Below are 12,350 nucleotides of genomic sequence, written 5' to 3' on the forward strand. Positions count from 1 at the left end.
CTCACTTTTTATCGAATAACATTCTGATTTTGTCTGGTTGATTTTCTAATTTATATCTATTATTATTAAATTTTAAAAACATCAACGTCTTGCCCGAAGCAAATTTTAAAACTGGAGATTTTCTCTTATTTTATTTATGAAGTTTTCACGTAAAAACACAGATAAAATTTAATTACTTTCTTTGCAAATGAAGAGACAATAATAGTACTTATAGGCTGACTAATAGGTAATAATTTCCCCCAGCCATAAAGTTTACGGGTATCTTGCTTAGAGGTTTTTGTTAACATCGGCTGCTTTGCAAACTCAAGGCATGAATATTAACAGGAAACTCAGCTTCTATTGGATTAATATCAGTTCTATCTACTAGCGCAAAGAGAGCATACTGGATTAATCGCTTCTAGCGTATGCCGACTAACCCAGCCTGCATTAAAAGGAGGTCGTCAGATTGGGAAACAGACTCTAGCCTGTTTTGAATCTAAGATTACGTCTCAAATGTAAAAAAATAGAGGAGAAATCGGGAAGAAATCGAGAAGAAATGAAAAAAACAGTAAACTTTTGCAAATAATATTTTGCTGCTGTTTACAAAGCATCAAATTAAGATAGCTGTTTAAGGCGATACCCAATACCGTGAATTGTCTCAATCAAATCGGGCGGTGCGCCTACTGCTCTGAGTTTCTGCCGTAGGCTTTTAATATGGGCTTTAACAGTCTCCTCCTCTGGCGGTTCCTCAAGAGACCATACGTGTTCAATGATGCTACTGCGGCTGAGTACCCGCCGACCATTGCGGAGGAATAGCTCCAATAAAGAATATTCCTTGCGGGTTAAGTGCAAAGATTGCTCAGCATAGCTAACTTCATAGGTACTAGGGTTAAAGCTCAAGCTGCCCCACTCTAGCACTGGAGACGCTGAGGAACTCCCTCGACGCAACAAAGCGCGTATCCGGGCTAATAACTCTGGCAGATCGATCGGTTTAACAATATAATCATCCGCTCCAGCATCTAAGCCGGTGACTTTATCTGCGCTAGTGTCACGGGCAGTGATCATGAGGATTGGCTGGTTGTAGTCATGAGAGCGCAATCGACGGCAAAGGCTTATGCCATCTAGCTTAGGCAGCATTACATCTAGCAAAATTAAGTCATACGTAACGGTTTGGACTTGATCCCAAGCAGCTTCCCCATCTGTCACCACATCAACCACATAAGTTTGATCGGTAAGAGCTTCTACTAAAGCTTCTGCAAGACGCAAATCATCTTCTATTAGAAGGATTCTCATTGCATAAATTGCTTTTAGTTGATAAAAAACGGGAAATAAAGATGATTGATAAAGTCTCTAATTGGCTAAACTGCCCTATTCATAGAATATCATCTATCATTCGGACGATTAACGCAGGATAAACAGTAACCTTAGCAAGAAAACAATGCGATGAAGTGGCCTATTAAAAAAACAATGATTATCAGCGGTTTAGGGTTGGCATTGTTGCTACTCGGTGCAACAAGTACAGCTTCGTATTGGAGCATGACTCAACCGATCGAATGCCATGAATGGATACAGCACACTGAAGAAGTTGTGCAGAACCTTGATGAGATGCTTTCTACGCTAAAAGATATTCAAGCAAAGGAACGCAACGATATCCTAAGGGGCGACGAAACTTGGCTAAACACCGCTCCCGCGGCTAGTCCGGAAATTGGCTCGAAAATTCAAAAGCTCCGAAAGTTGACGGGCGATAACTCCCTGCAACAGACAAAGTTGAATGTGCTTGAGTCTTTAGTGACAAAGGAACTCCCTGTAGCCGAAAAGTTAGTTTCCTTGCGGCAAAACAATGATGAAGATGCGGCGGGTCAGATTGCCCTGATTGAAGAGGAGCAAAAGCGTCAAGGTGAGATTCGCCAGTTAATTCAGCAGATGCAGAATGATGAGCGAGCATTTTTACAGCAGCGATCGCTAGCAGTATCAACCAGCGCTCAAAATACAATCCTGATGCATTATCTTGGCACAGGCTCGGTTTTTTTGCTTTTATGCTGGGTTTACTTGCTTCTGTATAGCGAAAATGCAAAGCGTCAACGCGCAGAGGAAGCACTCAGAAAGGTTAATGAGGAACTAGAAATCAGAGTTCAGGAACGAACCGCAGAAATCGTTAGTACGAATGAATTGCTGCTGGCTGAAATTATCGAGCGCAAGCGAGCTGAAGAAGCGTTACATCTAACCCAATTTTGTGTCGAGCGGGCGGTATATGCGATCGCTTGGATAAATCCGGAAGGGCGGTTTGTCTATGTAAACGACGCCCTTTGTCATTCCATCGGTTATTCACGAGAAGAATTACTCTCGATGAGCCTATATGACGTAAATCCGGACATTCCCCCAGCAGTCTGGCCAGATATTTGGCAAGCTATCAAGCAACGCGGCTCTCTCTCCCTGGAGTCTCATCATCGTAGTAAAGATAGCAGGATATTCCCGATTGAGGTGACAGGCAATTACTTGCAGTTTAAGGGCAAGGAGTACGCTAGTTTTTTTGCTCGCGATATCAGCGATCGCCTGCGGCACGCTACGCTACGCCAACAAGCAGAATTAGCTCTCCGAGAGAGCGAACAACGGCTCCAGGCAATTCTAGATAACTCCCAAGCAATTATCTACCTTAAAGACACTTATTGCCGACACATTCTAGTCAATCGCCAGTTTGAAAATTTATTGCACCTCACTAGAGAGCAAGTTCTCGGCAAAAACGATTACGATATATTTCCCAAGGAAATCGCAGATAGATTGGTGTCCAACGACAAGAGAGTGCTTGAATCTGGAAGTTCCTTTGAGTTTGAAGAACTCATTCCTTGCCCCGACGGTATCCGCACTTACTTATCGCTCAAGTTTCTCATTCATAACACCGAAGGGATTCCCTACGCAATTGGTGGCATTTCCACCGATATTAGCGATCGCAAAGCTGCTGAAGAAGCACTGAGAATTAGTGAGGAACGCTTTCGGATTGCGCTCAAAAATTCACCCATCGTTGTCTTTAATCAAGACACCGATTTACGCTACACCTGGGTACATCATCCCACCTCAAGGGTTGTTGACGAAGTTTTACTAGGAAAATTAGAAACCGAAGTCTTTTCGCCTGAAGATGCCCAACAGCTGGTAGCGATTAAGCGCCCGGTGCTGGAAAGCGGAATTGGAACGCGCAAACAGACGTGTATTGCACTCAATGGAAAAGTTCGCCACTACGATTTAACCGTAGAGCCGTTGCGGAATCCAACCGGGGAAGTTATTGGCATTACCGGCTCAGCGATGGATATTACCGACATCCGTACTAGGGAAGAACAACTGCGAGCAATCTTTGAGAGCGCACTCGAAGCGATATTAATTACAGATAACGAGGGCGCTTATGTAGAGGGGAATCCCGCTGCCTGCCAACTACTGGGGCTGCAACTTCCAGAACTCCTGGGAAAGCGGATTGCAGACTTTATGGAGCCTAGTTTCGATTTTGAACAGGCGTGGCACAACTTCCAAAAACAAGGGCTGGCAACCGGAGAATTGCGCCTCCTTCATCCAGATGGAACCGTGCGAGAAGTTGAGTATGCGGCTAGAGCTAATTTTCTTCCTGGGCGACATCTATCGGTGCTACGCGACATCACCGTGCGTAAACAAGCGGAGGCAGCGCTACGGGAAAGCGAGGCTCGTTTCCGCATGATGGCTGATAGCGCCCCTGTGATGATTTGGATGTCCGATCCAGATGCACTTTGTACGTTTTTCAACCAGACTTGGCTAAACTTTACCGGACGGACTCTAGAACAAGAAATTGGGAATAGTTGGTTGGAAGGCGTGCATTCCGAAGATATTCAGCATTGTTTAGATAGCTACTTATCCGCTTTCAATTCCCGAATGTCCTTTTGTATAGAATATCGGTTGAGAAAGGCTGATGGCGAATACGGTTGGATTGTAGATAAAGGAGTTCCCCGGTTTACCCCAGAAGGAGATTTTGCGGGTTACATCGGCACCTGCCTCGACATTACTGAGCGTAAAGCTAGTGAGGAAGCACTGAGAGAAAGCCAACGTTTCATCCAGAAAATTGCCGATACAACGCCTAATTGGCTCTACATTTACGACATGGTTCAAAATTGTAACGTTTATGCCAATCGCCGAACAGAAGATTTTTTTCAATGCACTCAAGCAGAAATCCAAGCAATCGGCTCGCGGCTCTTATCAGATTTTTTACACCCTGACGATTTTTCTAAACTTGATGAATTCAACAAAGAATTTGTCGCCACTAAAGAGGATCAAGTAATCGAAAAAGAATACCGAGTGAAAAACCCCAAGGGTGAATGGCGTTGGTTTCATGTCTGTGAGGTTGTCTTTACGAGAACCACTGACGGTAGACCCGAACAGATTCTGGGTACAGGGGTAGACATCACCGAGCTTAAGAAGGCTGAAGAAATTCGGCTAGCGCTAGAAAGGGAAAAAGAATTAAGTCAACTTCAGCAGCGCTTCTTTTCGATGGTTTCCCATGAGTTTCGCACTCCCATTAGCACTATTTTACTCTCTGCTCAATCCCTAGAAAATTCCTTTGAGCGATGGTCAAAGGAGAAAGTTTTGAAGAATATCGGTCGGATTCAAGCTAGTGCCAAACACATGGTTCAGCTATTAGAAGATATTCTAATCATCAATAGAGCGGAAGCCAGGAAACTAGAATTTAATCCTGCGTCTATTGACATCAAAAAGCTTTGCTATTACTTAACTGAAGAAATGCGGTTAATTGCGGGTAGTAATAATTCAATAATATTTGTCAGCCAGGGAGATAGCCCAAACTCAGCAATCGATGAAAAACTTCTGCGCTCGATTGTTACCAATTTACTCTCCAATGCGATTAGATACTCCCCCCAAGGCAGTCATATTCATTTTTCCCTCGTTTGCGATCGCCAAGAGGCAACTCTGCAAATTAGGGATAAAGGCATTGGTATTCCACCAGAAGACCAACTTCATCTATTTGAGCCGTTCTATCGAGGGGAAAATGTTGGAAATGTCGCTGGTTCGGGATTAGGACTAACCGTGACTAAGAAGTGTGTGGACTTACACGGCGGCACAATTACAGTAAAGAGTGAAGTCGGGGTGGGAACCACTTGCACTGTGACATTGCCTTTATACAACCCTGTAAGGCCAGGAAGTCTCCAGCCCAGCTAGAGCAGTCAAACCATTCTGAGGGTAGACGGCTGCGATCGCACCCACCGAGTAAAGTAAAAAAGTAGCTCAATTGACTAAGATTGGCATTTGGTAGCAAGATAAGTCATGACTTCTTGGCGCGATCGCTTCAATCAAATCAGTGGCAAAAGCCGCTTCGTAGTCTGTCGTTTGTTTGTCCATCTAGCAGGTGCAGAGGTTGCGCCTCTGTTGGGAGTTCTAAATCGTGCTGCTAGAGAAGCCGTCGAAGCTGACGGGGATCTGCAAATTTTGGGCGAAGGACTGGTTGAAATTTGTCAGAACCTCTTACAGTACGATACTTACTGGCAATCCGCAGCGAATGAAGGCGACGTTTTCTGGAATGAAGGTGAAGCTGGGGACTATGTGAATGAATTGTTCACAGACTCTGCTGAGCGCTATTTGAGCGAACCAGACTTCAGCCAACCTTCTCACGGAAATGAACCCTTGTCATTGCCAGTCACTCGCAACTTGATTGTGATGATTACGGTGGCTTATGAGGGGGAACTTCCCGTACTCGAAGGCGATCTCGCCAATCTTAGTGCGCTTAAAGAAGGTCTAAAAGCCTTGGTTAATCTGCACTATCAGGAAAGGCTGCGAGCAATACAAGTTCACTTTTCTCCAGCGCAGTTGGGTGATGAACTCACAAACGATCAATTGTTGCTGAATTTTCCAGAACTGATTCCTCTTTAGATTCCCCTTTAATGGCTAATAGCTTCCTCATCAAAATTATTCATCCGTTTATGTTACGTAGATTGACCATTCTTTTCATGTCCCTGACGTTGTGCTTCACAACGGTAGCTTGTGGTAGTCCCTCAACCACAACCCAAGCCCCATCTCAGAATCGGGACTTTAAGACAACGACCACTCAAAGTCGTTTGCCTGATGGACAATATCCAGTCCAGCAGGCAACCTACAATGATGCCGATGGGGAATACACCCTCATGTTGCTCAATACCCCTCCGGGCACGCCCGCCGTTTATCGCTCTACAGATTTGCAAATGGCACGTCTGACAGACGAAGAAATTAAGTCTGGTCAGAAGGGTTATGTGAAAGCAGCTAACGGTCAGGCATCTCTGCACATTCCAGAAGACTTCAAAATTGAATACGTTCACAACGTCACTGAAACGCGACCCGACCCTCAAACAGGTCAACCCCAGACCGTGGTCGTGCGTCAGCAGTCAAGCTTCTGGGCACCTTTTGCAGGAGCATTGGCAGGTCAAGCCGTAGGCAGTTTGTTGTTTACGCCGCGTTACTATATGCCGCCAGTGTATCAACCGGGCGGAATTATGAGAGGTTACGGCGGATACGGCAACACTTATAGTCAAGCAGTTCAGCAATACCAAACCCGTTACCAAGCGCCGCCACCAGCTGTTAGAAATCGTCAAACCTTGCGGACAACTGGGCGCTTAAGATCGCCTTCATCCAGTCAACCGACCAGCATTCGTCGAGTCCCGCAAAGCGGAAACCGTTCTACTGGATCGGGTTATGGTTCCAGCACGCTGCGTCGCTCTAACGGATCGACTCCCAGCCGCGCGAATAGAAGTCCCAGTTTTGGCAGCGGATCGCGATCGCGTCCCAGTCGTAGTCGGGGATCGTTTGGTTCTGGTGGCAGACGCCGCTAATTATCGAGAGCGTGGGTAACGCCTATTCTCCTAGCTAGCTCTGTAAGCGCACATTGCCTTGCGCTTACAGAGTCAAAAGAAATTTTTACAAGCTGTATCTTATTGCTTTTGGCCGTTTGAGAAGACTCTGGGGCTGAACTTCCTGGAACCCCTCCCCGCAAGCGCGGAGGGAAATTAACTTGCGGTTACGAGTATTAAGTCAAACAAAAAACGCCCAACAAAAACTTGAGGGCGTTGATCATCAGGGTGCATCTACTAAATTCAATATACCTCACTGAGGGGTCACACCCCCCACCCCTAATAAAAGATTGTTATAAAACTTCTCAATCGCTCCTCAAAAAGCCAAACGTTCTGGCTGTCGCGCGTTATCCCCCTTCACTTTATTAGCGGCTACATCAGGGCTTCCTCTTTACCCACCTTGGTAGGTAGTGTAGCGGTGCGTCCATTGCGGGGGTTAAGGAACTGTTGCAGACGATTTGCACAACAAAATGACATTACTACCAGAAGCTGCTTCTACCAGCTTCAAAGAACCGAGTAGCCGCCCATAGCCTGCGCGATCGCTACTCCCCTAAAAACAAAAAACGCCCAACAAAAACTTGAGGGCGTCGATCATCAGGGTGCATCTACTAAATTCAATATACCCCGCTGAGGGGTCACACCCCTCACCACCAAAAAAGTTGTTACAAAACTTTACATTTTGGGGGAGCGATTAGCCGAGAGTCCTTATCAAGGGGGTTGAAGGATGCTTGCAGTCAATCCAGATAAAGCAATACCTTGAAACCTACGTACAGCCTAGACGTCAAGAGAGACTGAGAGACACACTAAGCGATCGCTTCTGTTAGCTTTGTATTTACTTGAGCTGTACTTTGTCTACCCAAATCGCTTATCTCTCAAGCAGTGTGTGCAGATTGAGCTTTCTCGCCTGATTGACTGAAAAAACTCCCCTCCTTCCTATCCCTGCTACCTATAGCAGTCCTCAAGGATTCGTGAAGCCTTGCTCCCCGGCTTCTTAGAGAAGTTGAGAAGCTGAAGGGCTGGCATTCCACAACTCAAATAGGATTGCTATAGTTAGTTGAATTTCTCCAGCGTAGCTGCTACTTAAACGAAATTCGCCCAAAATAGTATCAGTAGTTTTGGTCGCAACAATGCTATATTTGATAGCCGTTATCGTTCTTATTTAAATTTGTTTTTATAAATTGACGGCGACTTAGGGCGTAAAATTTAAATTCGATCTATACTAATCCCTCAGACGATCCCCTGTATTTTTCCTAAGAAAAGTTTACCCATTAGGGTGATGTGTAAAGGAGGTGAGGAGGGAAACATGGTAATAGCTTGATGGAATGACCCTAAACAGGGCAACTTGACAACAAGTAGCCTGCATATTCGATTTCAAGAGGTTTTGGATATGTCCTTGCTTTTTTTAATCCCTTTAGCAATCTCGATAGCATCAGCCTTCGTCATCTTTGAGAATTCTCACGATGAAGTTGCCATGCTTGCTGCATCAGCAGCATCTGTCAGTTTGATTCTATGTTTGCTCTTTTTGCCTTGGCAAGTCCAGCTTTTGGTATTGATGTTTGTCTTAACGATTACTAGACGGGTTTCTGTGCCAAATCAGAGCAAATTTAGGTAAAAAGACAATAATTTATGCTGCGCTTTCCTGTACAGCGAACTCCAATCCAGTCTCGATCTAGGTTGTTAGAGCTGGATTTGGTAACGCTGATACTGAACCTCTAACTGAAACATCTGATGAACTGCTGCCATTTTGAACAGCAGCTATCGTTTACAGGTTCTTCGGATAAACTCATCGACTCTCAAGAGTTTATTTGCTTTGGTAGGTATATCCCAGTTTGCCCTGCCATCCTAAGCGTGAAAAGGCGCGATCGCTGGAACCTCTACACCCAGCGCTGAAACTGCCCTTTCTTAAACACAGTCTTGACCAATGCTGCCTTGTGCTTTTCGCCTTGATGATTCACTTAATAGACTTGGGTGTGAATACGCCTACTTTTTTGGGATACGTCATGAGCTGAGGATAGAACCATGTTTGTCCTCTAGTTGGGCGCTCGGCACGCATAGCCGCGCCCTTGCTTGTGACAGATGCGTAAGTCCTGACGATTTTACTTCATGTCTGCAATGGATACATCTAGTGCCCCTCTTTAAAAAAAGACCTGGGGATATCTGATATGTCGTCTCCAAAAGTGAAAAATATAACACCTATCTTGAAAGCTTCGATCAAACTTTTAGCAATTAATACCCAAGGAAGAGCCTAAATCATTTTTGATTTGATAATAACTTTTTCGAGAAAATAAAAATACGAAATATTAAGCTTATGAAAACTTTCCGGATTCATTGCCAGATCTATCGTTGAAAATACTGAATACTAAACTTACAAATAAACGTTTAGTTGACCACTACACAGAAACGCCTGCTATTGTCAGAAAATCACTCGAACAACTTCTACAGCTTTGTTTAGCGTACCTTACTACAGATTCTAACTTTACAAATTCTTTGTAGAAGCTCAAGTTTTCATGAAGAGAACGTAAAGAAAAAGATTTGATAAAGGTACTGGCTACTGAGGTTTTCAGTGGATATACTGATATTACTGGCACTCCCAAAAGTGGCACTCCCAAAAGTCTAGGAACTGTAACGGGTGTTATGAGTAATTACTTTCGATTCACAGGAACAGCAACTTTACTGATTGGGTTGCAACTATTCAGCCCCCAGATGGTGTCTGCCAGAATCGACCCCACTCTTCCCAACAACAGCCCGTCAAACAGCTTCTGGAGTGCTGCTGAGACCCAGAATTTACTAAAATCTGGCGGGGAAGGGAAAGCATTTCAACCGAAAGATAACGGCCCTCCTGCTGGCGATGGCACTGGTGCAGGAACGCGCTGAACCAGGCAAAGGTAAAGGTCAAGTAAAAGTTAAAAGGCAAGGATAAAGAAGTTTGTTCTCTCTTCTAACTGTTTAGTTTTGCAGAGGGGGAGATTTCCACCAATGCTGATGTTGAACTAAGGTGTGAACTTGCCAGCTTGGCGAGGTTTGAGAGAAGTCAGTTCGGTAGTGTCCGCCTCGACTCTCTGTACGAAAAGCAGCACTTTTGAGAATTAGATACGCTACATCTAATAAGTTGTGGGTTTCTCCCCAAGTTCGCAGTTGTTGGTCGGCATCGGGTAAGTCGAAACTAGCCCGCTGACCGGGGATTAAATTCATCAGGTACTGACTCAGAGACAGAGCAGCAAATTCTTGTTGCCAAACTTCGATTTGAGCGATCGCATTCTCTAAAACCTCTTGCGATCGACAAATTCCAGCACTTTGCCACACTAAGCGCGGTAACTCTTGCCGTAAAGCTTCAATTTTGTCTCGTTCGGTCGAATCGCAGATGAATGATGAGGGATGAGAGAGAGTCAAAGGGGAAAGTTCTCCCATGCTTCCACTGTCTGGTTTTTCTTGTATTGTTTCATCCTGCATCCTTGCTGTTTGAGCCTTTCGAGTCTTTCCTTCTTGCTTCTGACTGCTTTTTAAATGAGCCAGTTGGGCACCAAACACCAAACATTCCAGGAGGGAATTACTGGCGAGACGATTGGCACCGTGAACGCCAGTACTAGCTGTTTCCCCAATCGCATATAAACCGGGAATCGAGGTGCGATTCATTAAATCGCTGGCGACGCCTCCCATCCAGTAATGAGCCGCTGGCGCAACCGGAATTGGCTCGTGAAAGACATCAATTCCCCACCGCTGACACACCTGGATAATGTTAGGGAAACGGTGGCGAATCTTTTCTTGGGGAATTGGGCGCAAATCTAAGAAAACGTGACCTGTGGCAGGGTCGGCTGCGATTTGCTGCAAGTGGCTAAAAATCGCTCGACTGACAACATCTCTCGGTGCGAGTTCACCCGCTGGATGGTAATCAAAGGCAAATCGTCGTCCTTGGGAATCGACCAGATGAGCGCCTTCCCCCCGGACTGCTTCGCTAATCAAAAAACGAGGCGCACCCGGCTTGGTGAGGGCTGTAGGGTGAAATTGGACAAATTCTAAGTCTCGCAGGATAGCCCCAGCACGCCACGCGATCGCTACCCCATCTCCCGTACTGACCGATGGATTTGTCGTTTGAGCAAATACTTGACCTCCGCCGCCTGTCGCCAGCACCACCGCACCCGCCCTTATCCAGCTAATCTGATTTTGGTAAACCAGGCAAATTCCCTGGCACTCACCAGTTTCAGGATTGAGCCACAGACTTAGGGCAAATGCTTGAGAGATAATCTGGATATTCTGACGACGCAGCACTTGTTCGGTTAAGGTACTCACCATTGCGCGACCCGTCGTATCGGCAGCATGAAGCACGCGGGGACGAGAATGAGCCGCCTCTAAGGTCAAAGCGAGATAGGTTCCTTTGCGGTCAAAGGCAACGCCCATATCCACTAGCGAATCAATGCAGGATGCAGCCTCCTCTACAAGAAACTGTACGGCTTCTTTGTCACACAAACCCGCCCCTGCCCGCATTGTGTCCTCAATGTGCAGCAAAGATGAGTCTGTCGGGTCAATTGCAGCCGCGATGCCGCCTTGCGCCCAGTCGCTGGCAGAAAGAGGTAGAGTATCCTTTGTAATCAAACCAACTTGATACCAGTCTGGTAGACAAAGCGCTGCATAAAGTCCTGCTGCACCTGCGCCGACTACCAAGACATCAAACTGGATGGGTATTTCCTGCTGGGGTAAAGATTTTAAGTTTATAGAGTTCAACGATAAGTTCCTTAATACTTTCACTCATAATAAATAACCCACTCCTCAATGGAGTGGGTGATGAAAATCGAGTCGTTAGGGGCGAAGGTTCTTTTGAGGGTCTAGATTCTGAATGCAAGGTTAAGTTGATCTCACCCAGCTTGCAGAATCTTTTCCTGGATAGTCACGACTCAGCACGGTTAGCAAATCGCTAAGTTTATGCTCAAAGAGCTATAGCACTCAGCACTTTATCAGCGCTTTAGTAGTAGCCGTTGTTATAGCGATCGCCACCTTCCACGAAGCTTGATTCTATTTCTGTCACCGTGAAATTATCCAGGTTCGCTTGAAGCCGTTCTTTTTGACCGTCACTTAGGCCTGGAATTTGCAGGACATCTTCTACTTTCTTGTAAGGTGCATTATCGACAACTTTGCGAGCCAGAGTGGGGTACAGCCCTGGATATTGCCGAAACGCTCGCACATTGGTGTTGTTCAAGTCAATCTTTTTCCCGAACTCGGTGGCTAGCTTATCATCCGCCCGATTCCGGAGGGGTGCCTCGACTGCTGCCAACACTGATGAAGAGTGCAGTGCTACACCCGTCAAATCGGCTGCAATAGCGCTTTTGGGCAGCCCCATCCATCCTAAGCAGCTCACCAACATAGCCAACACTGTCAGCAGACGAACCAATCGTTTCATAAACTTAAATCCTCCTGACACAGCATGATTGAGGGTACCATGTCCTCAACTATTAGTTTAATTTTTGTTTTCTATCCTCTCATCTTATTACCTCTCGGTACCCACTCCACCTCAACTCTGGAACAATTGGAAGT

8 protein-coding genes are annotated in these 12,350 nt (G+C 45.7%); 5 read left to right on the forward strand and 3 right to left on the reverse strand.

Going from position 1 to position 12,350, the window contains the following annotated elements:
• Positions 1–594: 594 nt before the first annotated feature.
• Positions 595–1,272 carry a response regulator transcription factor gene (locus H6F52_RS04680; RefSeq protein WP_190415460.1) on the reverse strand — a complete coding sequence of 226 codons (678 nt, stop codon included), beginning with the start codon at positions 1,270–1,272 and terminating at the stop codon, positions 595–597.
• Positions 1,273–1,422: 150 nt separating this feature from the next.
• On the opposite strand from H6F52_RS04680, the gene H6F52_RS04685 reads away from it, so the two are divergent.
• From H6F52_RS04685 to H6F52_RS04705, 5 genes are all read left to right on the forward strand, one after another.
• Positions 1,423–5,166 (forward strand): PAS domain S-box protein, encoded by a 3,744-nt coding sequence (locus H6F52_RS04685; protein WP_190532324.1) that lies wholly within the window; start codon positions 1,423–1,425, stop codon positions 5,164–5,166.
• A gap of 105 nt (positions 5,167–5,271) precedes the next feature.
• Entirely contained in the window at positions 5,272–5,874 is a 603-nt protein-coding gene (locus tag H6F52_RS04690) for a DUF1517 domain-containing protein (RefSeq protein ID WP_190525704.1), read from the forward strand.
• A gap of 50 nt (positions 5,875–5,924) precedes the next feature.
• Entirely contained in the window at positions 5,925–6,806 is an 882-nt protein-coding gene (locus H6F52_RS04695) for a hypothetical protein (RefSeq protein WP_190415465.1), read from the forward strand.
• Between the two features lie 1,746 nt (positions 6,807–8,552).
• Positions 8,553–8,714, forward strand: coding sequence for a hypothetical protein (locus H6F52_RS04700; RefSeq protein ID WP_190428556.1), 162 nt, complete (start codon positions 8,553–8,555; stop codon positions 8,712–8,714).
• A 642-nt stretch (positions 8,715–9,356) separates the two neighbouring features.
• Positions 9,357–9,698, forward strand: a complete 342-nt coding sequence (locus H6F52_RS04705; RefSeq protein ID WP_190440968.1) for a hypothetical protein — start codon at positions 9,357–9,359, stop codon at positions 9,696–9,698.
• 72 nt (positions 9,699–9,770) lie between these two features.
• Here the strand turns inward: H6F52_RS04705 and nadB are convergent, their stop codons facing one another.
• Positions 9,771–11,543 (reverse strand): L-aspartate oxidase, encoded by a 1,773-nt coding sequence (gene nadB / locus H6F52_RS04710; protein ID WP_190532326.1) that lies wholly within the window; start codon positions 11,541–11,543, stop codon positions 9,771–9,773.
• 238 nt (positions 11,544–11,781) lie between these two features.
• On the reverse strand, positions 11,782–12,216 hold the full coding sequence (gene psbU, locus H6F52_RS04715; protein WP_190415476.1) for a photosystem II complex extrinsic protein PsbU: 435 nt from the start codon (positions 12,214–12,216) through the stop codon (positions 11,782–11,784).
• Positions 12,217–12,350: the final 134 nt, after the last annotated feature.

Origin of the sequence: Coleofasciculus sp. FACHB-542 (assembly GCF_014695825.1) — a bacterium.
In the GTDB taxonomy this organism is placed as follows: domain Bacteria; phylum Cyanobacteriota; class Cyanobacteriia; order Cyanobacteriales; family FACHB-T130; genus FACHB-T130.